Annotated in this window: 20 protein-coding genes; 8 read left to right on the forward strand and 12 right to left on the reverse strand. The window is 46.3% G+C overall.

Annotation, left to right across the window (positions count from 1 at the left end; all coding sequences use genetic code 11):
* From KOD92_RS25390 to KOD92_RS25415, 6 genes are all read right to left on the reverse strand, one after another.
* Entirely contained in the window at nucleotides 1–717 is a 717-nt protein-coding gene (locus tag KOD92_RS25390; protein ID WP_215236420.1) for an ABC transporter ATP-binding protein, read from the reverse strand.
* The gene (locus KOD92_RS25395) at nucleotides 710–2,278 is read right to left on the reverse strand and encodes an ABC transporter permease (RefSeq protein WP_215236421.1); all 1,569 of its coding nucleotides are present in this window, start codon (nucleotides 2,276–2,278) and stop codon (nucleotides 710–712) included. Before KOD92_RS25395 ends, KOD92_RS25390 begins: the two co-directional genes overlap by 8 nt.
* Nucleotides 2,251–3,258 (reverse strand): extracellular solute-binding protein, encoded by a 1,008-nt coding sequence (locus tag KOD92_RS25400; RefSeq protein WP_215236422.1) that lies wholly within the window; start codon nucleotides 3,256–3,258, stop codon nucleotides 2,251–2,253. The genes KOD92_RS25395 and KOD92_RS25400 overlap by 28 nt, the downstream gene beginning before the upstream one ends.
* 263 nt (nucleotides 3,259–3,521) lie before the next feature.
* Complete coding sequence (locus KOD92_RS25405; RefSeq protein ID WP_215236423.1) at nucleotides 3,522–3,866, reverse strand: DUF1259 domain-containing protein; 345 nt, start codon at nucleotides 3,864–3,866, stop codon at nucleotides 3,522–3,524.
* Between the two features lie 352 nt (nucleotides 3,867–4,218).
* Nucleotides 4,219–5,484 carry a sensor histidine kinase gene (locus KOD92_RS25410; RefSeq protein ID WP_215236424.1) on the reverse strand — a complete coding sequence of 422 codons (1,266 nt, stop codon included), beginning with the start codon at nucleotides 5,482–5,484 and terminating at the stop codon, nucleotides 4,219–4,221.
* Nucleotides 5,481–6,155 (reverse strand): response regulator transcription factor, encoded by a 675-nt coding sequence (locus KOD92_RS25415; protein ID WP_215236425.1) that lies wholly within the window; start codon nucleotides 6,153–6,155, stop codon nucleotides 5,481–5,483. Before KOD92_RS25415 ends, KOD92_RS25410 begins: the two co-directional genes overlap by 4 nt.
* A gap of 322 nt (nucleotides 6,156–6,477) precedes the next feature.
* Here KOD92_RS25415 and KOD92_RS25420 point away from each other — a divergent pair, with 322 nt between their 5' ends.
* The 7 genes from KOD92_RS25420 to KOD92_RS25450 all read left to right on the forward strand — a co-directional run bounded on the left by KOD92_RS25420 (nucleotide 6,478) and on the right by KOD92_RS25450 (nucleotide 15,409).
* On the forward strand, nucleotides 6,478–7,851 hold the full coding sequence (locus KOD92_RS25420) for a TolC family protein (RefSeq protein WP_215236426.1): 1,374 nt from the start codon (nucleotides 6,478–6,480) through the stop codon (nucleotides 7,849–7,851).
* A gap of 6 nt (nucleotides 7,852–7,857) precedes the next feature.
* The gene (locus KOD92_RS25425; RefSeq protein WP_215236427.1) at nucleotides 7,858–10,998 is read left to right on the forward strand and encodes an efflux RND transporter permease subunit; all 3,141 of its coding nucleotides are present in this window, start codon (nucleotides 7,858–7,860) and stop codon (nucleotides 10,996–10,998) included.
* A gap of 13 nt (nucleotides 10,999–11,011) precedes the next feature.
* Nucleotides 11,012–12,112 (forward strand): efflux RND transporter periplasmic adaptor subunit, encoded by a 1,101-nt coding sequence (locus KOD92_RS25430; protein WP_215236428.1) that lies wholly within the window; start codon nucleotides 11,012–11,014, stop codon nucleotides 12,110–12,112.
* Nucleotides 12,113–12,328: 216 nt separating this feature from the next.
* Nucleotides 12,329–12,742, forward strand: coding sequence for a thiosulfate sulfurtransferase GlpE (locus tag KOD92_RS25435; RefSeq protein WP_255567402.1), 414 nt, complete (start codon nucleotides 12,329–12,331; stop codon nucleotides 12,740–12,742).
* 54 nt (nucleotides 12,743–12,796) lie between these two features.
* Entirely contained in the window at nucleotides 12,797–13,783 is a 987-nt protein-coding gene (locus KOD92_RS25440) for a DUF1259 domain-containing protein (RefSeq protein ID WP_215236430.1), read from the forward strand.
* 4 nt (nucleotides 13,784–13,787) lie between these two features.
* Nucleotides 13,788–14,234 (forward strand): chromate resistance protein ChrB domain-containing protein, encoded by a 447-nt coding sequence (locus KOD92_RS25445; protein WP_215236431.1) that lies wholly within the window; start codon nucleotides 13,788–13,790, stop codon nucleotides 14,232–14,234.
* Nucleotides 14,222–15,409, forward strand: coding sequence for a chromate transporter (locus KOD92_RS25450; RefSeq protein ID WP_215236432.1), 1,188 nt, complete (start codon nucleotides 14,222–14,224; stop codon nucleotides 15,407–15,409). Before KOD92_RS25445 ends, KOD92_RS25450 begins: the two co-directional genes overlap by 13 nt.
* Here the strand turns inward: KOD92_RS25450 and KOD92_RS25455 are convergent.
* From KOD92_RS25455 to KOD92_RS25480, 6 genes are all read right to left on the reverse strand, one after another.
* Entirely contained in the window at nucleotides 15,400–16,641 is a 1,242-nt protein-coding gene (locus KOD92_RS25455) for an MFS transporter (RefSeq protein ID WP_215236433.1), read from the reverse strand. The two genes, KOD92_RS25450 and KOD92_RS25455, sit on opposite strands and share 10 nt — an antisense overlap.
* Nucleotide 16,642: 1 nt before the next feature.
* Nucleotides 16,643–17,833: a TolC family protein gene (locus KOD92_RS25460; protein ID WP_215236434.1), complete on the reverse strand. Its 1,191-nt coding sequence runs from the start codon at nucleotides 17,831–17,833 to the stop codon at nucleotides 16,643–16,645.
* 5 nt (nucleotides 17,834–17,838) lie between these two features.
* Nucleotides 17,839–20,940: an efflux RND transporter permease subunit gene (locus KOD92_RS25465; protein ID WP_215236435.1), complete on the reverse strand. Its 3,102-nt coding sequence runs from the start codon at nucleotides 20,938–20,940 to the stop codon at nucleotides 17,839–17,841.
* 12 nt (nucleotides 20,941–20,952) lie between these two features.
* Nucleotides 20,953–22,521: an efflux RND transporter periplasmic adaptor subunit gene (locus KOD92_RS25470; protein ID WP_215236436.1), complete on the reverse strand. Its 1,569-nt coding sequence runs from the start codon at nucleotides 22,519–22,521 to the stop codon at nucleotides 20,953–20,955.
* The gene (locus KOD92_RS25475; protein WP_215236437.1) at nucleotides 22,484–22,741 is read right to left on the reverse strand and encodes a hypothetical protein; all 258 of its coding nucleotides are present in this window, start codon (nucleotides 22,739–22,741) and stop codon (nucleotides 22,484–22,486) included. The genes KOD92_RS25470 and KOD92_RS25475 overlap by 38 nt, the downstream gene beginning before the upstream one ends.
* Nucleotides 22,742–22,905: 164 nt before the next feature.
* Nucleotides 22,906–23,325 carry a hypothetical protein gene (locus tag KOD92_RS25480; protein ID WP_215236438.1) on the reverse strand — a complete coding sequence of 140 codons (420 nt, stop codon included), beginning with the start codon at nucleotides 23,323–23,325 and terminating at the stop codon, nucleotides 22,906–22,908.
* A gap of 759 nt (nucleotides 23,326–24,084) precedes the next feature.
* Here KOD92_RS25480 and KOD92_RS25485 point away from each other — a divergent pair.
* On the forward strand, nucleotides 24,085–24,903 hold the full coding sequence (locus tag KOD92_RS25485; RefSeq protein ID WP_215236439.1) for an AraC family transcriptional regulator: 819 nt from the start codon (nucleotides 24,085–24,087) through the stop codon (nucleotides 24,901–24,903).
* The last annotated feature ends 27 nt before the right edge of the window (nucleotides 24,904–24,930 follow it).

Consider the following 24,930-nt stretch of genomic DNA (forward strand, 5'->3'; position numbering starts at 1 on the left):
TTAAGTCTTAATAAAAGATTTTAAAAATATATGCTGAGAATGGATTATTTCTTCACTATTTCCGCTTGCTATAATATTTCCCTGGTTCATTACCACTATAGAATTTCCGATATCTAAAGCCTCTTTATGATCGTGGGTCACATAAATAATGGTAAATGGATCAGCCTGGTGAATGGAGAGAAGATGTTCTAAAATCCGGCTTTTAACTTGTATATCAATGTTTGCTAGGGGTTCATCCATTAATAAAGCCTGTGGGCGCAAAACCAATGATCGGGCAATGGCGACCATTTGTTTTTGTCCTCCTGAAAGTTGGTGCGGGTATTTTTTTTGCTCGTTGGATAAATTAAAAAGGTCCAGCATATCCTTCACTTTCTGCCCCACGTTCTTTGCATGATGCTCATTTAAGCCAAAAGCAACATTTTGGTAAACCGTGAAATGCGGCCAAAGTGCAAGGTCCTGAAAGATGAAGCCTGTTCTTCTTTTGTAAGCAGGAACTAATATTTTGCCGTTTTCGGTAACTCTTTCATCATTTACAACAATGCTTCCATTGCCCGGAGCTTCGAGCCCTGCTATAAGGCGCAAGACCGTAGTCTTGCCACAGCCCGATGGCCCCAAAATGCAGGTAATCTTTCCCCCGGCAAAAGTATGGGTGAAGTCTCTTAATACAGTTTGACCACCGTAAGCGTGGTCAATATGGCTAAGTTGTATGTCACTCATCCGAATTTTTTTTAAACATCACTCTGCCTGCCATAAAAAAGAGAATTATAAAAAAAAAGGTGATCAAAAGACTGATCAGCGCCATACTGCTGGTAAGTGCCTGAGGAGCATTGGCGCTAATGGTAAATATCTTTACCGGCATTAATTCTGTACCGGGCGGATACACCATAATAGTGGTGCCCAGTTCGCCAAGGCAAAGTACAAATGTCAGTACAAAGCTTACAAATAGGGATGGTGACAATAGTGGTAACAGGATTTTTATGAACTTGTTCACAGGCCTGACCCCGGACACTTCAGCAGCTTCTTCCAAAGAAACAGGTATTTGCCTGATCCCATTGCCCGTAATTCGGGAAGCGATAAATCCATATTTGCCAATATATCCAAGCAGGACTATAAATAGCGAGCTATAAATAAATCCCGTTTCCGGTTGGTTATAGAACCTGATAAAGGCAATACCCAATATGGTAGAAGGCAATATAAACAGAATCAAAAGCAGGACATTGGTGAAAGGAGATTTAAGACGTTCCTGCCAGTATCCTGCATACAAACCAATAATGGAAATTAGCAATGCACCCCAAAAAGCCAGCTTTATAGATTGAAAAACAGCTGGTTTTAGCAATTTCCAGGCGCTGTCTATTACTATTTCCCGGCCGCTTAACGATTGATATAAGAGAATAAAAACCGGCATAAGCATAGAGAGAATAATGAGGATAGCGAATGAAGTATGGTGAACGTACCCTATACCAGACATTTCATAAATTTTGGAGTTGCTCCCTCGTGTGCTTATCGAAAAGAAAGCCGCACCTGAAAGATAACGGGCTTCTGAAAGCAATAGAATCAAACACACCCCTACCAAAAGCAATGACTTAGTGATTGCGGCATCATAATTATAGAATGCTGAGAATTGCGTGAAAATCTCAACGGTGAATGTTTTTATACCAAAAAAAGCCGGAACTGAAAAATCACCAAGACTAAAAACAAGTATTAATAAAAACGAAGACATGAATGCCGGCCTGATCAGGGGCAGGACAATTTTAAAAATCATCTTCCTGAAAGAAGTGACCATTAATCCTGCTTCTTCTAAACTGCTGCTGATATTAGTAAGGGCGTTTCCCGTGATCAGTAGGGCAAGAGGGAAATAGATGAGCGTATGCACTGCAATTACGCCAGCCGTTGAAAAAGCTGAAGCCGTACTCCCAAACAAAAGGAACAAAAGGTCTTTCCATGCTACAGCAAAAATGTATGGTGATATCAATATGGGGACAATTAGTAGCAGCAAATAGAGTCGCCTTCCTTTGAGATGGGTTTTATAAAGGAAAAATCCGCAAGCAGTGCCAATTAAGGTAGCCAATAAGGCGACGGTTGCCGATAGTAGTAAGCTGTTTACGATCAGTAGCAACGCGCCCCTGTCCAAAAATGAAATCGCATTTATTTTTCCTGCATTAAGTAACCATTGAACTAGTACCATTAACACTGGTACTAACAGTAGTAATAACAAAACTAATGTCAGCAGATTATGAATAACATATTTGTTTATTGCTCTGCCCATTGTTTCAGCCATGGTTGTATTTCTTCCAATACTTTGGAAGTTTCATTGTAATCGATTTTCATTGGTTTAATAGCATCCAAAGAAGGGACATTCGTAGGTAAGGGGGTACCTCTGATGAGAGGCATCTGTGCGCTAGACACAGCCAATTTGGCTTCGGTTTCCTTACTCAATAAGTAGTCGATCAGTTTTTTACCATTTTCCGAATTTGGGCTATTTTTAATCAGGCTTAAAGCATTGGGCATAATTAAAGTACCCATGCCACTATTTTGCTGATCAAGAAAAATGTAAGCTACATCATCACTTTCTTTCTCGGCTTCAAAAGCGTCGTCCGTGTCGGTTAACCCAAAGGCTATTTCACCCTGCATTACCCTCTTTTTCACATCGCCATTACTGGTTGCAATAATTACACCGTTGGCTTTGATATCCTGCATCCATTCTCTAGCCCGAGAATCACCTAATATGGCAAACAAGCTAGCTATCTGAAAGGTGGTTGTTCCAAAAAGAGGATTGGCTATCGTAAATTTACCTTTATATGCAGGCTTGATCAAATCTAATAGGGATTTTGGAAGGTCGTCTTTTTGTATAAGCCTCTTGTTATAAATTAAAACCCTAGCCCTGGCCGAAAAACCGATCCACTGGTTTTCCTTGTCCTTAAAATATGCTGGTATCAACGCAGTTTCTTCCGACTGGTAAGGGGCAGTAATACCCCTGGATATTAAAATGTTGTTTCGAAGCGGGTCCCCGCTCCAGAATACATCACATTGCGCATTATCCTTTTCGGCAATAAGCCTGTTCATTACTCCTGTAGACTTCGTTTCTTCGGTATCATAAACAGCCTTCACTTTAACGCCTGTTTCCCGCTCAAAATCTTTTAAAACAGGTTCTGAAAAGACCTGATCTACGGAATTATAGACAACAACTTCTTCTGCTGTTGGTTTGCAGGATGTTATAATTGAAAAAAAAGTCAAAATTACTAAGCAATATGTCTTCATAGTTATAGTTTATGTCTTTGATCCGAAAATCAAAATACTTGGCAATCAAAAATATTTTCCAAGATTGCTGAGAAAATTAATCAAGTACACTTATTGATTTTTGATCACAGCTACCTTAAGACGCTTCGGCGCAATGCCTACGTCAATGGTTTTAACTACTTCATTTTTCAGTAGATTAATTATTGAAATATTATTAGTCCCAGTATCACTCACAACACCGTATTTTTCGTCATCAGTAAACTCAATCCAGTTAGGGTCTGTTCCTACTGGAATACACAATCGCTCATTAACACGGCGGACTTTCCGTTAACCGTTCTTTTGATGGATACCCATCCGCCAAAACCGAAAGGAGTCGGAACAGGCTCCCCCTTAACGGTGACTTTAAGGTCGTTACGGGGAAGGGGGGTTGTATGGACGGCCTGCCCTTCATCGTAAGCTCCTTTTTTTCCCATGGCGACTTCGATGGCAGCAATCTCCTCCTTGGTTAGGGAGGGCGTCTTGGCCGGAGCGTTATCCCCTTTGGAAATATGTGTGCCCGCCAATCCGGCCGCAGTGGAATAAACACCTGTTTTCAGCCAGGCTCTACGGGAAAAAAATGTGTTGGTCATCAGTTAGTTAATTTTTCTCAATTAAAGTTTATCAAATTTTTGCATGTTCACTATTCTTTGCATGTTCACTATTCAATGCAGTAGTAGCTCTGTTCTTTTCCGAACTTCAATGCCTGCTGCCAGTCTCTGCGCGGAAAAAGTGATTTGAATTTAAAGGCGGATAATTCCTTCCTCTAGCAGAAGGGGGCATTTAATAGAAGCGGTAGTGTTCAGCTTTTGTCCATGGTCACAAAAGGGTAACCTTACTAAAATAAAGTGCCGGTTATTTTGAGATATTGCCATGAGGTTCTGGCTTTCTGTGGTACGCAGGTAAAGCTATAGATCGATTTTGTAGAAATTTTGTAGGAGCGTGCTAGGTAAGAAATAGCGTCACGCGGTGTACCCTATTTTGGTGATGATATTGAATTTTCAGTTGGTACAGCCGGGCAATTTCTTTAACAAGGGCAAGACCGAGCCCGGTGGTCTTCGAAGCATCATCCCCTTTTTTGAACCTTTCAAATAACGCTTCGGGATCACCTGAGATTGGATATCCTGAATTCTCTATAACAAGCTTATTAGCATCCAGTTGAACTTTTATGTATCCTTCCGGGATATTATGTACCACCGCGTTGCCGACCAGATTGCTTAACAGGATTTCGACCAACGAAACATTGGCAACAATGATGATATCAAGTTGAATAGATTTGCTCAGTAGCGGGAAATCCTCATAGTGCTGCTGATAATTATGAAGGATTTTTTCAAGTACATGAGAAAAATTAACTTGATTCTGTTCGGGAAACTGATCATTGTCAATTTTGGCAAGCAGCAAAAGACTCTTATTTAACTGGCTCAATCTTTCATTGGCCGCTGTTATATCTCCGAGTAAAGAAGCGGTCCTTTCCGTCAAAGCGGGATCGTTAATGAGGAATTCCAGCTTGGAGCGGATAATGGCAAGAGGCGTTTGCATCTCGTGTGAGGCATTCTCTACGAATTGCTTTTGGTTGTTATATACCTTGTTGACTTTTTCAATCAACTCTGTCAGCTCACTATTTAATTGATTGAATTCGGTGATACCTGTTTGCTCTTCTAATTTTAAGTTAGGATTGCGCACCACGTCGTAGGCCCCTGCTTTTTTCAAGGAGTTGTAGAATGGCTGCCAAAGCAATCGGGAACTTCGGCGGTTAACAATGACGATGCCCAGAAGTAAAAACAAGAAAATAACGATTTCGGCAAAGAATACTTTAATAATAAGATGGGAAATTTCTTTCGATGATACATAGGTGGTGACCTGGTAGCTGTCACCCCTCCACTCGGCCTGCCTGGTTAGTATCTGAAAATTTACCTGTTGGCCAGTTTCTCTATAATACAAACTGGTGTCCCTGGGTTCATCAGATAGCGGCGCGGCCACACGGCTTACCTGATTAATATCATATTCCCCTCTCATGTGCATGGGCATAGATTCGGTGTCTGAGCTATAAGCTTTCCAGACGTTTTGTAGTTTTAATTCAAGCTGTTTTTCCTGCATGTGGTGCGCCTGGAAGGTGAGCATGACATAAAACAGTATCGAACCTATGAGAAGGACAATGGGCAGCCATATTAATAAGGACCTGGTATTTTTTTGCTCTAATGTTTTGTTCATATTGATAGCTTGTACCCTAATCCGTAAACGGTCTGAAGCAGCTCGCCGCACCCTTTCTCCTTCAATTTCTTTTTAAGATTTTTGACGTGGGAGTACACAAAATCAAAGGAGGCCAGGTTATCAGTTTCTTCGCCGTAAATATGTTCTGCAATCGCCTGCCTACTGACGACACGGTTTTTATTGGTCAGCATAAACACAAGCAAATCGTATTCATTTTTAGTAAGAAAAACCTGCTGATTGGCCCAGGAGACCGTTTTTAAAAGTAAATCTATTCTCAGGTTACTCATTTCAAGCACATCCGAGCCAGAAGCGTATTTTCTGCGGATGAGGGCTTTGACTCTGGCAAAAAGTTCCGATAAATAAAATGGCTTGGTCAGGTAGTCATCTGCTCCAAGGTCGAGACCCGCAATTTTATCATCCAGCGAGCTACGGGCTGATATAATGATCACCCCTTCGCTTTTTTTATTCTGTCGGAGATGTTTTAATAGTTGCAATCCACTTCCGCCGGGCAAATTTATGTCCAGGATGACGCAATCGTACTGAAAGTCTTCCATCTTGTCAATCCCCTGCTGATAAGACATCGCGCCTTCACACAAAAAACCCTCCTGCGTAAAGTACTCAATGATACTTTGGAGCAGGCTTGCCTCGTCTTCTACAACCAGTAATTTCATTTAGTTATTTTCGCCAAAATTAGGACACAAACTTGGAGAAATTTTGGGGAAAGAAGAGTTCTTCCAGGGCCGACCCTTTTGTATGTAAAAAATATTTTTGGAATGATTATATGCGCAGTGCCATAGTATACCCTTATTATATCTGAAAACTAGCGATTTATTCAGACTGTTATTGTAGCGGAAAATTGGGTTTTTATCGGCTTATGAATAATAAAGCATGTTTTTTAGTTCAGAAACTGGTTGGGCTACCAAGCCGATCCTACAAAATTTCTACAAAATCAGTCTATAGTTTTGGCCTCGTCCCACAGAAAGCCAACTCTTTATGCCAAACCTAAAAATCGCCAGTACTGTATTTTTAGTGATATTCTCCTATCTAGCCCATGGGCAAAATCAAGACAGTACAGTTTCTTTAACTAACGCCCTGCTGCTGGCTGAAAAGAATTACCCCTTTCTAAAATCCAAGCAATATGAAATTGAGGCGACCAAAAAGAATATTGCACTCAGCAAAAACACATTGATCCCCTCACTCGACCTAAGTTATCAGGCCAACCTGGCCACCTATAACAACATCACCGGGATGCTCAGCCCTTCGGGCATACTTCCCATCAGCGGCCCCCCTTTTACAGAGAATAAATATCAACCCGTATTTGGCAGTGCAGCCGGATTTTTGATGAATTGGCAGGCGATTACTTTCGGGCAACGCGACGCGCAAATTGCCAGCGCCTCTGCCGATGTTAACCAAAAGGAGGCTGACCGTCAGATGGAATTGTTCAAACATCTTGTCAATGTGGCCAATACCTATCTGGACGTAGCACTTGCAAAACAGCTGATTGCTGTCACAGAGAAAAATATTACCCGGGTCGAATTTTCTTTAAAACAGTCGCGTACCCTCACCAACAAGGGCCTGAGGCCCGGGGTCGATACCGCCTTGTTTCAATCTGAACTATCTAGGAGCCGGATCGATCTGCTCCATGCCCGGGAAACACTCGACCAACAAAAGATCATACTTTCCCAGCTGTTGACTTTCAGGGAGGCTGTTGACACAAGAGATAGCATATTCTTTGATCGCCTTCCACAGACATCAACAGACGATTCCTCCGATTACGGAAACCATCCCCTGATCCGTTACCCGCAAAGTCTGGCTGAATATAGCCAGGCAAAAGAAAAATTAATAAAACGGTCTTACCTGCCCAAATTAAATGTCTGGAGCACTGCCTATGCCCGGGGCTCCGGGATCAAATACGATGGCACAGTAAATTCAATAGATGGATTGGGCTTCAGCAGGTTCAATTATGGAATCGGCTTTCAGATTGCCTATCCCCTCTTGAAGTTTGCCGACAGAGACTTGCAGATCCAGCAGCAAAGCTTGATCACCCTGTCCATTCAGGAAAAACTAAAAGAAAGCATGCTGATTTTGGACAAGCAAACCCAGATCAGTCAAGTGACGTATGCCAATGCCCTTAAAATTGCCGCTGAAACTTCCACGCAATTGCTATCTGCGCAATATGCGTTCAAGGCCATGCAAATCAGGTATAATACCGGTCTTGTCAACTTCAGCGACCTGATCCAGGTCCAGTATAACCTGCTGAAAGCGGAAACCGATTCAAAGCAGTCGTACTGGTATGTGTGGAAAGCGTCACTGAATAAGGCTGCTGCACAGGGAGATATCAATATATTCTTAAACGAACTGAAATAAAAAGCAATGCTTCAACTCATACGTTTTGCATTAAGAAAACCGGTCCTGATTATCGTTACCATTGTTGGAATACTGTTCTTTTCCGTTCTGGCAATCAGAAAGCTGCCCATTGATATATTTCCTAAAATGGGAACACCCACCATTTATGTGGCCCAAACTTACGGAGGATTATCACCACAGCAGATGGAAGGTTTTCTTGCATCTTATTATGAATACCATTTTTTGTATATCACCGGAATCAAATTTGTTGAAAGCAAGTCCGTTCAGGGCGTTTCGCTCATCAAATTACAATTCCATGAGGGTACCGATATGGCGGGCGCCATGGCCGAAACGATTTCCTATGTAAACAGGGCGCGCTCATTTATGCCGCCCGGAACTTTTCCGCCATTTGTAATGCGTTACGACGCCGGCTCAATACCGGTTGGGCAACTGGTATTCAGCAGTGCTACCCGTTCGCTCAATGAAATCCAGGACCTGGCATTGTTCAAGGTGCGTCCCATGTTTGCCTCCCTGCCGGGGGTATCTGCGCCTCCCCCTTTGGGTGGTAACCAGCGTACCATTCTGATCAAAGCAAATCCGGAAAGGCTCAGAAGTTACAATATCTCCCCGGACGAGCTGGTAGCGACCATCGCGAAAAACAATGTATTGCTTCCAGCAGGGAACGTGCGTATAGGAGACCAGACTTTGATCACACCGTCCAACAGCGTGGTAGATAATTTCAAGGAGCTAGAACAAATCGCTGTAAAGGAAGTAAACGGAACATCCGTTTTTGTGCGGGATGTAGCCAGTGTGGACAATGGCGCCGATATTACATCAGGATATGCGCTGATCAACGGAAAACGGTCGGTTTACATTCCCGTTACCAAAAGGGCCGATGCTTCCACATGGGACGTTGTCCAGCGAATTAAAAAAGGACTGCCCGAGATGCAGGACGCTATTCCCGGCGATATCAAGGTATCTTACGAATTTGATCAGTCCGGTTATGTAATCAATTCCTTAAAAAGCTTGCTCTTCGAGGCAGGTTTGGGGGCCATACTAACGGGCCTGGTCGTCCTACTTTTCCTGCGGGATTCCAGAAGCGCCCTTATTGTGGTACTAACCATACCGTTGGCATTGTTGGCGGCTGTTGTCTGTCTTTATCTGGCTGGGCAGACGATTAACATCATGACATTGGGCGGATTGGCTCTTGCGGTCGGAATCCTGGTAGATGAAGCGACTGTAACCATTGAGAATATCCACCGGCATCAGCAAATGAATAAATCTAGGTCACGGGCTATCCTGGATGCCTGTGTGGAAATAGCTACACCCAAGCTTCTGATCCTGTTGAGCGTCCTTGTCGTATTTCTCCCAGCTTTGTTTATGACCGGGGTACCCAGGGCCATGTTTATTCCTTTATCCTTATCGGTAGGATTTGCCATGATTGCCTCGTTTTTGTTATCGCAAACCTTTGTTCCGATATTATCCAACTGGCTCCTTAAAGATGCGGTTGAAACAGAACGGGTATCGTCCTTTGACAGGTTCAGGGAAAGGTATGGCAAAACCGTTACCAGTTTCGGCGCAATCAAATTTGCCGCTCCACTGCTTACAATCATTTTCATCGGGGCTGCCATTCTTCTTTACAGCGGCTCGGGGACAGATATATTTCCTAAAATTGACGGCGGTCAGTTTCAGGTGCGGTTGAGAATGCCAACGGGGACCCGGATAGAAAGAACAGAGGATGCCACTAAAAAAGTACTGGGACTGATTAATGGACTGGCTGGAAAGGAGAATATTGCGATCACTTCCTGTTTTATCGGCTTGCAGCCATCCACTTACGCGATCAATTCGATTTTCGTCTGGACAAGTGGGCCTCATGAAGCCATTATAAAGGCAAACCTGGTAAAAAATTCCGGAATAAGCATAGAAACGTTAAAGGAACAAATCAGGGATAAAGCATCAAAAGAGCTCCCTAATGCCACTATCTCTTTTGAGCCGGCTGATCTGGTTGATCAGGTAATCAGCCAAGGCTCTAATACGCCCATTGAAGTCCTTGTTCAGGGTAAGGACCTGGCACAAGGCAGGCAATATGCGGAGCGGTTAAGAGCCGAAATTGGGAAAATCGGTTTTCTAAGGGATGTGCAGATTGGGATCCCGCTGGATTACCCCAGCATCCAAATCAACTATGACCGTGTAAGAATGGGACAAATGGGCCTTTCTATTGAGCAGGCTGGTAAGTCTGTAACAGCGGCTTTATCTTCCAGCCGTAACACACAGCCCGTCTACTGGCTTGACAAAGCAGGGGGAAATTCGTACCAGGTACAGGTTGAATATCCCCAATACCTAATGAACAGTGCCGAACATATCGAGCAAATCCCGATCAGTCAGGCCAATGGTAATAATCTGTACTTGCGCGATATTGCAGACTGGAAGAAAACCAATACGGCCGGTGAATACGACCGGATGAACCAGCAGCGGTTTATTACCGTAACGGCCAACATTTACAATCAGGATTTGGGGACCGGCGTAAAGCAGGTGAACCAAGCGATTACCAAACTGGGAGAACTGCCGCACGGGATGAAAGTTTATCTGCGTGGGCAATCCGAACTACTCGATCAAACACTAAATGAGCTTTCGCTAGGTTTGCTTCTTGCCATCGCTGTCATATTTTTAATGCTATCGGCCTATTTTCAATCACTGAGGATACCATTGATTGTGCTATCCGTGATCCCGGCTGTAGTAACGGGTTCTTTGCTTTTTCTCTTACTGACAGGTCATAGTTTAAACATACAATCATTCATGGGTTGTATTATGGCTATTGGGGTGTCTGTGGCCAATGTCATTTTGTTGGTAACAAACGGAGAATCTATTCGGATGCAAAATAATCAATCGCAAAATATCGGTGTGGAAGCAGCCAGAACACGGCTTCGACCCATACTAATGACTGCTCTTGCCATGATTGCCGGAATGATCCCCATGGCGATAGGTATCGGTGAAGGTGGCCAGCAAACTGCGCCTTTAGGTGTAGCTGTAATAGGCGGTCTGGTCTTTTCAACAATAACCACTTTACTTATCACGCCGCTCATTTATAACTCCTGGATAGGAGGTAAAAATTATGTAGGCGTTTCCCTTGATCCTGATGATAATGAAAGCAAAAATTTCGGCCAGTAAAAAAATGGATAACATGTTAAGACTTTTCCTTTGCAGCTCCTGTTGCATCCTATTTCTATACGCTTGTACCGGCAAAGACGGATCAAGTTCTAAAACGGCGGATGCCAAACAGGAAAAAGTAGACTCTGTTGCAATCTATATTGCTAAAAACGACTCAGTTGAAAAAACGATCACGCTGCCCAGTGAGCTGCTTCCCTACGAACGAGTGGAAATCCGCTCGAAGGTCCAGGGATATCTAAAAAAAATAAATGTGGACATCGGGACCAGGGTCCGGAAAGGCCAGTTACTCGCATTGATCGATGCGCCCGAGATTACCTCCAGGGTAAGCGAGTTCACCGAAAAAATCCAATCCGCCAAAGCAAAATACATGGCCAGCAAGGACAATTATGACCGTATCCATTCAGCGTCAGAAACCGATGGCGTAATAGCGGCCAGTGAACTCGATAAGGTTAAAAATGCCTTCCTGGCTGATAGTGCGGATTACAAAGCGGCGATTTACAATGCGGCGACCTACAAACAGATGGGCAACTATCTGGCTATCACATCCCCCTTTAATGGTGTAGTGATCAAACGAAATGCGCACGAAGGCACTTTTGTTGGTAATCCAAGTGAGTTGCCACTACTGGTTATCGAGGATAATTCCCGCCTAAGGCTGCAAGTGGCGATCCCGGAAGTTTATGCAGGCACAACACTAAAAAAGCAAAGCATCAAATTCACTACCAAGGCGATGCCGGAGAAGGTATTTGAGGCCAGACTGGTGCGCAAATCTGAAAACATCGATAATGCCACCAGGAGTGAAATATGGGAGTTTGAGGTACCAAATCCGGAAAAATTATTGAAAGCGGGCATGTACGCAGATGCCAAATTGTCGCTGCAACGGATAAAGCCCGGCATTATCCTTCCTTCCTCTGCGATTGTAACGACCCTGGAAAAGAAATTTGCTATAAAAGTCAGGCAGGGAAAAACCGAGTGGGTGGATATAAACCAGGGCCTGAACTTAGGGGACAGAATTGAAGTGTTTGGCAGTATCGCTGCTGGCGATACCTTGGTGTTAAAGGCAAATGAAGAGTTAAAGCCCGATGTTTCCATACAAGTAAAGACTGTCAAAAATTAATCGAGGGCTGCGTTGCTTACATGAATTAAAAAGTAAAGAATATACAAACAGTCATTTTCATTCTATCATAATGTCTGGTGATTTAATAGTATTGTGGTGTCGTGGGAGTGGCCAGCCTCAAGACATGAATCGTTTTACCAATCGACACTGTAAATTACTGGTGTTCAATTCAAAACAAACTCAATAGCAACGATGAGCGATAAATTGATTTGGCTTATGTTTTTTTCGAGCCTCCCTTTGCTGACAACCGCCCGGACCAGCCGAGTAAGCGAAAGCCTGACGTTTTTCCGACAAGACAGCACTAACAAATCTGATTCAATTTCGGTGGCAGACTTGAAATCATTGATGAAGACTAATTCACAGGTTCAAGTCATTGATGCGCGTATGACGAAGGATTTTGATAGAACACGGGTGATCCCGGGTGCGAGACGGGGAGATCCCACACAGGTTGCCCAGTGGGCTGGATCGCTGGATAAAACCAAGCCAGTGGTCATTTACTGTGTGCATGGACATAGGGTCAGTCAACAGGTAGTTGACCACCTTCGTCAGTCAGGGTTTTCTGCTCAGAAATTGACAGGGGGCATTGAAGCCTGGAAGCAGCTTAAAGGTGCGACCACGATATTAGAATAGTGTTTAAGCTCAAATCCATTAAAATATTCAAGCAAGCAATTAACCAACCAACATATGAAGACAAACACATTTTTTTCCCGTCGGGACTGGCTGAAAACAGGTGCTTATTTCACTGCGGCTGGATTGGCAGGTGCACATATTTCAAAAGGGGATATCGTTGCGGCCAAGACGCCAGCACTTACCAAGGAAGAAATCGCTGCCATTGAAGCCGCGATGGGCAAGAAGGGCGCCTACAATGAGGCGCAAGCCGTGCATACCACCCCATTGCCACGTAACGATTTGAAAGTAACTGTGAAAGGCGAAGCAGTCCCGATCCCGTTTGGATTTGGCGGCTGGGCTTCCATCAAAAAGACACTGGATGGCAAATCGGCTGTGCTGATGAGCGATACGGTGCTTTTAGAAGAAGAAGTTAACCCGTTAATATCAGCCGCACATGCAAATGGGCTGGAAATAAGCGCGATCCATAATCACTTCTTCTACGAGCAGCCTCGCATTTTCTACATGCACCTTCATGGCATGGGTACGCCGCAAGAGCTGGCCAAAAAATTTGCGCTGGCCATTAAAGATGCCAAAATCTTCCCGGCAAACCAGCCAGCGCCTTCCGCCCCACCAGCCACTACGGGCAAGGAACTCTTTGATATACCAGCCCTGGACGGAATTGTCAAGTATACCGGGGTAGTGAACGGGCCAACCTATAAATATACTGTTGGCCGTGACGATCTGACGGTTATGGCCATGGGTGCGGAAATGACAGCTGCAATAGGACTTAACTCCTGGGCGAGCTTTGCAGGAAACAAAGACAGCGCCCATATAGCTGGCGACATTGCCATGCTGGAAGGCGAAGTCAATACGGTCATCAAAGCGCTTCGGGCCAATAACCTGGAAGTGGTGGCATTGCATAACCACATGTTTGGTGAGAACCCAAGGATCATTTTCTTACATTATTATGGACGTGGCCCGGCCACTACGCTTGCAAAAGGGTTCAGATCGGCCTTGGACGTTCTTGGAAAACCTGTAAAAGCGGCGCATTCAACGCATTGATCAAATGGACTGGATTACCCGCGAACGCCCCAAGATTGACAGGATCGCCTGCCCGTGGCTGATCAAGAACTTTGTGGACAGCCAGGCCATTTTCCATTACGTGCCCAAAGACCAGGTTTTTGAAAGGGCACGGCAGCTAGGGGCGATCCCCTACGACATTGAAGGTGCCGAGTACTCGCATTATGGCGAGCAGTGCACCTTTGATTACATCGTGGCCAAACACCAGATCCAGGACCCTGCCGTTAAAGTGCTCGCCCTCATTGTCAGGGCAGCTGATACAGACCGTTTCGAAATGGCACCACAGGCAGCTGGCTTGTGGGCTATTTCAGCCGGGCTCTCCCATACCATCGCCGACGACCACCAGATGCTTGAAGTGGGCCTGAAAGTATACGATGCGCTTTATGCCTGGGCAAAATATCTTCAAAAGGAAAAACATGTATGGAAACCGTAACCCAAACACAGACAACCAAATATGGCCTGGCTGATCTAACCAGGTATTTTCTCAAACTCGGCACACTGGGCTTTGGCGGCCCTGTCGCCCTGATTGGCTACATGCACCGCGATCTGGTGGAAGACAAAAAGTGGATCTCAGAGGATGAATACCGGGAAGGGCTTGCGCTTGCGCAGCTTGCACCGGGCCCGCTGGCCGCCCAGCTTGGCATTTATTTGGGGTATGTGCATTATGGTGTCTGGGGCGCTACGCTCACAGGACTTGCTTTTGTACTACCCTCTTTTGTAATGGTCGTTTTGCTGGGTATGGCTTACAAACTATACGGCGGGCTCCCATGGATGCAGTCGGTATTCTATGGTGTGGGCGCTGCCGTGATTGGCATTATTTCGCTGAGCTGTTACAAGCTTACGCTTAAATCAATTAGTAAAATTGAACCTCAGGCAATCAAAAGTCGGTGGCTCTTATGGGTATTCTTTTTGACGATGGCTGTTGTCACCGCTATCACCCAAAGAGAAGAAGTGTGGCTGTTTATCTTGCTTGGCTTCATTTATATGGCCATCAAAGCGCCGCCAAAGTGGCTGCAAAGAAGGGATACCTCGTTATCCGTTGTGCTTTTAGTTGGAACCGGGTTCTGGCAATATGAGCCAGGCGAGCTTGTCAAACTAGGGCTGTTTTTCACTGAGGCAGGCGCATTTGTATTTGGCAGTGGCCTTGCGATCATCCCGTTTTTACAAGCCGGTGTTGTTAATGAAATGGGCTGGCTCAACGAGCAGCAGTTTTTGGATTCAGTCGCTGTTGCCATGATCACGCCTGGGCCCGTGGTGATTACAGTCGGATTTATTGGCTTTCTGGTTTCCGGCTTCGCGGGAGCCGCTGTTGCCGCACTGGGCGTTTTTCTCCCTTGCTTTGTTTTCACGGTCTTGCCTGCTCCATACTTTAAAAATATCTCTAAAAATACCAGCATAAAAGCCTTTGTGGACGGGATTACGGCGGCTGTGGTAGGCGCGCTGGTCGGTTCGGTGTTTGTCATTGCAACCCGCTCGATCGTTGATGTGGCTTCTGCGCTCATTGCCATCGTTACCATTCTTGCACTGATTTACATCAAGAAACTACAAGAACCCTACATCATTTTAGTGGCAGCCATTGTTGGCTTTTACATCAAATCCTATTTATAAAATACCCGCTTATTAGGACGAAAGAACATTGTAACGATGGCTGCTAAAAGCAGCGCGATAAGTCCCCCGATCATAAAATCATGGTCTGGGAACTTTGTGCCTAAAAAGCCCGCTACCGGATAAGCAATCGCCCACCACAAATGTGACCAGGCAAAGTGCGCCCCATATACTTTCCCTTGCTGCTCTGATGGGATCTGCTCTCCAATCAGGATCTCAGAGGGCATTTCTGCCAGGCTCTGCCCCAGGCCAGCCAATAGCCATAGGAGAAGCAAAACAGGAAATGGTGCCAGGTTGGCGCAGCTTACAGCCACGGCAAGAATAAAGATGCCGATGGTCAATGACTTTTGTTTGCTTGATGTCTTGTCAATACTGGCCGAGAGAAATGCGGCGATGGTCGCCCCGATCCCAAACGCAGACATCACCCAGCCATAATAACTATCTGCCAGGCCCAGCCCATCTTTGATGTGCCCGACCGTGTTGACCAGGACCATAGCCCCTGCAATGGCTGAGACAAATTCAATCAGCAGTGAAAAGCGGATGGTGACGGGTTTAAAAAGTAATGTCGTCCCTTTGATGACATCCTTCCAGATCTGGCCAGGATTTGTTTTCTGCCCGTTTGCTTCTGAGGGCGCGTGCGCTATGGCTGTTGCCGGTAAAAGGATGATCAAAATACCGGCCACAATAAAGGTAGCTGCATCCACAAAAAAGATTTCCCTGGCCCCAAGCCATACGGCCAGTATCCCTGCCATGCCCGGCCCCAATACGCTCAGAAGCTGATCAGTTGCATTGGACAAAGCGATACCTTCCCGGTAATAGCCCGCCTTTAAAACCTGGGCAATGACTGAGCGGTAGGTAGGCGTAAAAAACGCATTGAAGACGTTTAAAAGAAAAACAAGCAGGTAAATTTGCCACTCGGTTTGCATGAAGGGCATGCAACCGACAATGCACATCCGCGCGAAGTGGGTCAGGTAAAGCACCTTTTTTCGGTCTACAAAATCTGCCAATACGCCCGCAAAAGGCGAAAACAAGATAAAAGCAGTAACCCGCATGGTCAGCGCCAGCGAAAGCACCTTTGCGGAATGCCCCTGCCCGAACTGATAAGATATTAGCGCGATTCCTACCCAGGTAAAGGCATCACCCAACAGGCTGATCGTCTGGGCAAAGTATATCTTGGCAAATACCTGGTTTTTTAGCGAGCCAAAAGGTGCTGTAACACTTGAAAGCAGGGACATATTAGTTTAGTTGGTACTTGTACAAGTCTGTTGCCGTCAGTTGTAAATCCCGTTCAAGCTCGGCCAGGGTATCACTGGCAGCATACAGGTAAGTCGTTTCGAGCACATATTCAATGGCTGTGATCTGTGACAGCTTCAAAGCCGTATCCAGTAGCGGCAATGTCCCAAGCCCTTCAAGTGAGATGCGGTATTGGTCCAGACCTTGCTTTTGGACCTGGTAGAGCTCATAAAGCTGCACAATCGACGAGTAATGCTGACCGCGCTCTGCCGACAAGCGGGAAGTGCTCGAAAGCTGGTTGGCCTGCGCAAGCTTCACGGTATTAGCCTGCCCCCATAACGGAACAGATAGCCCGAAGTGGAAACCCTGGTAGCGCTGGCCTAAAATGCTCTGGTAATGATAACCCACCTGGAATTTGGGAAGTGTCAGCGAGCGGCTCAGCGCTAGTCGGGCCTGATCGATCTGGATTTGCTGTTTCAAGGAAAGAAGGCCTGGATCGGCAGCTTCAATCAGGCTGTCCAATACGGGCAGGCTCGCTAGCTCTGGAAGCTCGGGATATACCGTGTCTGGCAGCTGCATGGGGTTTCCGCCATTTAACTCGGCCAACCTTTGTAGCTGCTGGCGAAGCAGGCTGCCATTGAGCCGCAACTGGTTTTCAGCATCAAGCTTTTGCAAGCGGGCCTTGTTTAAATCCAGGGCAGTGGCTGCGCTCAATTTTAGCTTCTGGGAAATATCATCCACCAAACGCTGCGCCCTCTGGGCCCTTTTAGCTAACTCGACCTGCCTTTTGTTATGATAAACAATTTGAACGCAGACCTTTTTGGCATCAGCTAAAATGTCCTGGCGAATAGCCCTGGAATCTGTTTCACTTTGAGACGTGATTTGCCGGGCAACACTGCGCCTACGGGCATATGCAGTTGGAAAGTCCAGCTGCTGGGTGACGCTGAATTCCTGCTGCACCCCTGCGCCCTCGGGGCGTCCCGGAAGCCGGTCATATTCTATAAAAGGATTTTCAGGGTTAAGGCCTGTTTTACTTTCGATTTTGCGCGCAGCTTCATAGTCACGCTGGGCAAGGATGGTTTTGTTGTTTTGGCCGACAGATTGCAGTACCGTTTCAATACTGCCCTGGGCGGCTGCCGCCAGCGACGCAGATAAGAAAATGCTGATCAGCACAATAGAACTTAATGGTTTCATATCGTCTATATCGTTGAAGACTTTAAGATTTGGCGTTTGCGCACCATCAGGTACACCACCGGCACAATAAACAGGTTCAACAGCGTCGAGCTTAAAAGCCCGCCCAAAATCACCTTGGCCATCGGGCTCTGGATTTCGTTGCCTGGCTCGCCGCCAGCAAGCGCCAGCGGGATCAGCGCAAGCCCGGCAGTCAGAGCCGTCATCAGGATGGGGCTTAACCTGTCCACTGACCCGGCAATGACGGTATCGTGCAGGTTGTGGCCCTGGGATTCGAGTGTCCTGTAATGCGAGACCAACAGTATCCCGTTCCGTGTCGCGATCCCGAAAAGTGTAATAAAGCCAATCAATGCAGTTATACTGATCACACTGCCACCTAATGCCAAACTGATCACGCCCCCGATCAATGCCAGCGGCAGGTTCAGAAGGATAATCCCGGCTAGTGATGCCTGGCGGAACTCAGATAGTAGCAGCATAAAAATGATTAAAAGCGAAAGCAGCGACGCAATGCCGATAGTATTCGATGCAGCGGCTTCACTTTCAAACTGTCCACCATATTCCAGGCGGTAGCCTTCGGGCAGCTTGATACTGGAATTGATTGTTTTCTGCACATCCTGCACCACGCTGCGAAGGTCGCGGCCGGCAACATTGGCAGAAACCACAACCCGGCGTTGCACATTCTCACGGTTGATCGTGTTGGGGCCACTCGTTGATACCACTTTTGCCACCATGCCTAGCGGGATCTTTTGCCCGTTAGCCCCGTCAATCGTTACATTCTGCAAGGCTTCTATTTTTGAACGGCTTTTTTCGTCAAAACGGACGACCAGGTCAAAGCTGCGGTTTTCTTCAAATACGTCTCCCACCTTTTCACCCGCAAAAGCTACATCAACAAACTCGGTGAATTCACCCATCGTGATCCCGTAACGGGCGAGCATTTGCCGTTCAGGTTTGATCTGGATCTGCGGGATATCGACCTGCTGCTCAATGCTTAGATCGACAAGCCCCGGCGTGGTTTCAATGGCCGTTTTAATCTCTTTCGAGATGCTGTACAGGCGCGGCAGATCCGTTCCAAATACTTTAATGGCCAGGTTTGCCCTCGTTCCTGAAAGCATATGGTCAATGCGGTGTCCAAGTGGCTGACCAATCGTAATATTGACACCCGAAATCGTCGCCAGCTTTTCTCTGACATCGGCCATAAAGGCTTCCCGGCTACGGTCTTTGAGCAGAAAAGGCGCATCAATTTCAGCAGCATTCACACCTTGCGCATGTTCGTCGAGTTCAGCCCTGCCCGTTCTGCGCGTCGTTATGCTGATCTCAGGGACAGTCAAAAGCGTTTTTTCTACCAATGAGCCAATCTTGTTTGACTCGTCCAGAGAGATCCCAGGTAAACTCACGGCGCTCACAACCAAAGATCCTTCATTGAATTCAGGCAAGAAGCTCCGTCCCATTTTTGAAAGCAGAAGCAAAGCGCCAATCAGCAGCAAGGCACTGAAACCTAACAGGGCTTTCCCATAAGGCAAGCTGCGGTCAAGCGCTTTTTGATACCACCGGTTCAGGTGCTGCACCAGCCAGGAATCGTGCGATTGGCGTTGGAGCATTTTCTCTGAGGTCAGTAAGTAGCTGCACAAAACAGGGGTAACTGTCAGGGCTATAAAAAGCGAAGCAAGCAGCGAAACAACAAAAGACACGCCCAGCGGCATCAATAGTTTGCCTTCCATGCCACCCAGGAAAAACAAGGGAAGGAAAGCCGCAATGATGATAAATGTGGCTGAGATCACCGATGCACGGATTTCAACCGAGGCGTTGTAGATCACATCAATGACCGGCGCCCGCTCTGAAATTGGCAGGCGGGCATTTTCACGGAGCCTTCGATAGACATTCTCTACATCAATAATGGCATCATCTACCAGATCACCCACCGCAATCGCCATGCCGCCAAGCGTCATCGTGTTAATCGAAAAGCCTAGCCAGCGCAGCGTAATGATGGAAACCAGAAGGGAAAGAGGAAGCGCAACCAGAGATACCACCGTGATCCGCACATTCATTAAAAAGAGCAACAGGATGATCACCACGAATATAGCTCCCTCCAAAAGTGTCCGCTGGATGTTGTCGATGGACGCCGTGATAAAATCAGCTTGCCGGAAGATCCGGGTGTTGATCTCTACATCGGCAGGCAGGTTCTTTTTCAGATCCAGGATTGCGGAATCAATTTGCGCGGTCAGCTCCAAAGTGTTGGTGTTGGGCTGTTTCATCACGGTCATGATGATGGCGGGCTCACCTTTCAATGATCCCGAACCGATCTTGGGGGCAGCCCCGACCGTAAGATCACCAACGTCAGATAAAAGCACCGGAAGCCCCTGGTTTGTCTTGACAACACCGCTGGCGAGCTGCATGGTATCGTTTGTCCTGCCCATTCCACGCACCAGGTATTCATTACTGTATTGAGAGAGAAAACCTCCGGCAGCATTTCGGTTTGCATTGGTTGCCGCATCCATGATCTGGCTCAAACTCACCTGGCGGGCTTTCATTTTCAACGGGTCTAACAGCAGCTGGTACTGCTTGTAATCGCCGCCGATGATCACCACCTGAGAGACACCTCCTGTCGCCAGTAGTCTGGGGCGCAGTGTCCAGTCGGCTAGTGAACGCAGCTCCATGGCTGGCGTCTTTTTGGCTGTCAAGCCAATGAGCATAATTTCGCCCATAATCGAAGATTGGGGTGCAAGTGTTGGCGCGCCTGCGGCTTGCGGCAGCTGGCTGGCAATGGTTTGAAGCTTTTCGTTGACAATTTGCCGGGCACGGAAGATATCAGTTCCCCAGTTAAATTCTACCCACACGATCGAGATTCCGGCAGACGAAGACGACCGCACGCGCCGGACGCTTGTAGCGCCGTTCACGGAAGTTTCAATGGGAAAAGTGACCAGCCGCTCGACTTCTTCGGGTGCCATGCCATGTGCTTCTGTGAGCACGGCAACAGTTGGCGCTGTAAGGTCCGGGAACACATCGATTTCTGTGGTTGTGGCCGTATACCAGCCGCCAACCAGCAGCAAAAAAGCGCCAACCAATACACCAAACCGGTTTTGCAGGGCTGTAAGGATTATTTTGTTCAGCATAATATTTCCGGCTTAATGTTCATGGCCATGGGCTGGCAAGGCACCTGAAAGTGATGATAACCGGATCTGATAGCCGCCTTTGGTCACAACCCGCTCACCGGGCCGAACGCCCGAAAGGATCTGGACTTTTTCACCGTCCCTTTTGCCGGTCTTCACCTCGCGCTTCTGGAAAGATTCACCCGCTGTTTGCACGTAGACATAAAAATTGCCTTGCTCTTCAATGAGTGCCGATTCCCGGGTAACCAGTGCAGTTGCCTTAGGTTGAGTTTTCAGCCAGACATTGACAAAAGTGCCGGGCAGCAGCTCGCTGGCATTGTTGACCTGCAACATCACTGGTAGATAGCCTGTCTGCGGGTCTGCACTTCGACCATAAGAAAGGATCTTCGCACCCAGCTGCTCGCCTGAGATCGTCTTATCATTATATGGGATACGGATGGATGCAGAGCGAAGTTGACCGACAAGCCCTGCGTCTTTTTGGGAGACGTCCGCCCGAATGACCAGGCTTTGGTTTTTGGTGATTGTAAACAGGGACTCTCCCTGTGAAACATACTGGCCTGACTGTACCAACACGTTTCTAATAAAACCACTTGTGGGGGCTGGGATGGATTTACCGCCAACCTTGTAATTGGCAGACAAAGAGCTGAGCACTTTGCCGGTATTTTCAAACTCGGCCTTGCTGGCTTCCACTTCCCTGCCGGTGGTCAGCTGTTTGGCTATCAATTGTTGATCGCGTTCATAAGCAGCCTTTGCCCTCTCAAAGTCAGTCTGCGCTTTGGCAAGCTGCACGTCCAGGTTATTTTCCGTCAGCTGTTTTCCGTTGATGCTTAGCAGTGTTTGGCCGCTTTTAACGGCTTGACCACTTGCAAGGGGCCTGCTGCCCAGCTGCACAATGCCGTCAAGGGTTGCAGAGACCACGACTTCATCGCCAGGTGCGGGCTGGACTTGCCCGGTGGTATAGATCACATCAGAAAACGGCTCGATACGCGCGGGCTCATTGGCAAAGTCCACCTTCCAGGCCTGTTCTTTCAGGTAGCTGATATCACTGCCCGTGGCCGCTTCTTCTGGCTGCGCTGCAATGGCCGTCTTTTCATCTGGATAAACCTGGACACTGTCAATCACGAGCTGATCGGTGTATAATTTGGTTTTGATGTCAAATACCAGTTTCCCAATGCCCGCCGTAGCAGGCGTTAATGCCAGGCGGTAAATGCCGGGGGTACTTGGTTTGTCAGCCTTTTGCCTGATCCCTTTACCTGCCATTATCAGGCTAACGGTCACTGTACCCTGTGAGAGTGCCGAGAATTGTTCACCCAAAACTGTGACATGCGTTGCGAATTTAGAGGCCGAACCCACTACCAGTGGTTTGAACTCAACAAATACCTCACAGTACTGGCTGTATAAAGTGTAGGCCAGCGGCTCTAATCCGCCCGGCTCCTCATGGGGATGCCCATGCTCTTGTGGCTGTTCTTTTGGGTTACAGCTGCTGGTTAAGACAGCTGTAACCGCCAGAAATAAAATGAATTTATTCATTGCTGTAAAAGGAATATTAGTGCTTGTGATCATCTTCGCCATGCGGGTGTGCATGCGGCTTTTCTTTGGAAGCACTATCCGCGCTGGCATTGGCAGCACTGTCACCGGCTACGGTAAACTCCTCCTGTGCGGCAGTGCTATCAGCATGGTCAGCATGCGTCGAGCCATCAGCGTGTTGGTGCGAGCCTTCCTCATGGCTGTGATCGGATTCCTTTTTGTTACAGCTAAAAATGAGGCAAGAAGATATTGCTAGAAAAAAAGCGAGCTTTTTCATTTGGAAAATTCGGGAAAGGCACTTTTCCGGTCAATTAAATTGACGCGTTTAGGACGGATGCAAGCTGTGACGCTTGTTTTATACAGCCTAGTGGGTGCGAAATGATAGAATAGTTGAATGGGCATGTGCCAGGACTGGCCATGCAAAAAGGAACACTGCTGGGATCAGCAGGTGAAAGAAGAAATCGGGGGAGCTCGTAGTTGCCGGAATGAAAACTGGTTCGGTGGTGCTTTTGCGCAGGTATACTCCGGCCAGTTTGACTGGGAAATCAAACTTAAAGCACCAAACTGGTAATCAGTGCTGATTACAGCAGCAGCTGAGAAAGAATCAACATTTAAATGCTGGTCCTGACCTTGATTAAAATAGATATTGCTGGTCTGGCCTGCGCCGTGTGAATGGGCAAACAAGCCTATTACATCAAAGTCAATTGCTTGCTTGTCGTGCTGATTACCGTCATGATCGTGGTCATGTTCATGATGCTCATGACGTGCGGCCTGTATATGGCGGTGGGGTACAAAGTCGTGCCCTGCCAACAAAATGTAGGCAACAGCAAATAATATCCGACCAAGTAACCTTCCAGCCATAGAGGGTAAAGATAGGAATCAAATTCGAAAGAACCCGGCCATATGTCTTATTTGTCTTCCTACCTTATCTGCTTAGAAAATCGAAACATAAGAGGAATAGCAATTACAATTTAAGGTGGGGGTAGTTGAAGTAATATGAACCAAAACCCACTTTAGAACCGAGAAATAAGCAAATCTATAGAAATGAAAGGTTACAGTGATATTTCAGAAAAACGACCAGATTTTTACTCACTTGTAAGATATAGACGTAATCTATTAATAGTTACTTAAAGAGGAAGAATTGCTCAACTGAGGCCACCGGACTCGATAAATTCCGTCTTCGGCAAGGGTAGGAAACAGGCATAGTAATTTTTATATATAAGTTATTTATATATCATACTGGCAAGACCTGGTGCATACCGTTATCAAGTAACATAGGCAACTTTATCTAATTGGATCAAAAAGAACAGTGTTAGAAGATATCGGAATGTAGCATAGATAGCGATAAATGATAACAGAGAAAGATAACACAATTTGAGAAAATTTCATTATCTGAGCATTGACCTGCTGAAGTCCGCGGGTAGATGCAGTTCCAATGGTTTATAATCGTTGATGTGAGCACCCGATGTCTCACGATTTTTTGAGATTTTATAAAGCGGTACCTTTGATATTCAATTTCTAATGATCTGAACACAATTCACTAGTACAATGGAAGGCGTGTCTGGATCTTAAACTAAATTTTACAATGTTGCGCGTGCCTCTATGAAGTCCCAATTTACGATGCCTACCGTGCTAAAAATTAAAGATAAAATTCATCAAAGGAGCATTAAAATCGCTCCTTTTAAAAAGGACATCCGTAAAACCTTACCTCATAAACACAACAGTTATTTTGAGATCATTTATTTATCAGAGGGTACGGGCTTTCATTCTATTGATTCTATAAAATATCAGGTGCAACCGCCTGTCGTCTATACAGTCCGCAAAGAACAGGTGCATCACTGGGAACTGGAAAGCGAACCGGAAGGATATGTTTTGATTCTTAAGAAAGAGTTTCTCGATAACAGTTTAGACAAGCAGTTGAAAGATCTTCTTGCAAACATAAGTGCGTTTCCAAGCATTTGTCTAGCTGACCCACTCAGCATCACGCAATTATTCAAAATGCTGACAGACGAGTATGATCCGGAGCAAAGCAATAACACACCGGTAATAGAAGGGCTCCTTAAAGCGCTGCTTGCAAAAATCCTTCAGACAGGAAAGCCTTTACCGTCTGCCAAGGGTAAAAAAGATAATCTTTTTCAAGAATTTCAGCAGCTGCTTACACAGGATAAATTACTTAAAAATAGCGTAGCCTTTTACGCTTTCCATTTAAATACCAGCCCGCAGAACCTGAATGCAGCCTGCCGTAAATCCGCAGGGCAACCTGCTGCGCAAGTTTTGGCAGAGTTTATTATTAATGAAGCCAAACGCCTGCTGCTATATACAGATATGGCTGTATCTGAAATCTCCAATGTGCTGGATTTCAAGGATGATTCCCATTTTATCAAATATTTCAAGCGCCACTGTGGTCAAACGCCCAATGCATTCCGCGTACTTGTTTAGTATATACCATTCTATTTTCAAATAGAC

This window comes from Dyadobacter linearis (genome assembly GCF_907165045.1).
GTDB lineage: Bacteria > Bacteroidota > Bacteroidia > Cytophagales > Spirosomataceae > Dyadobacter > Dyadobacter linearis.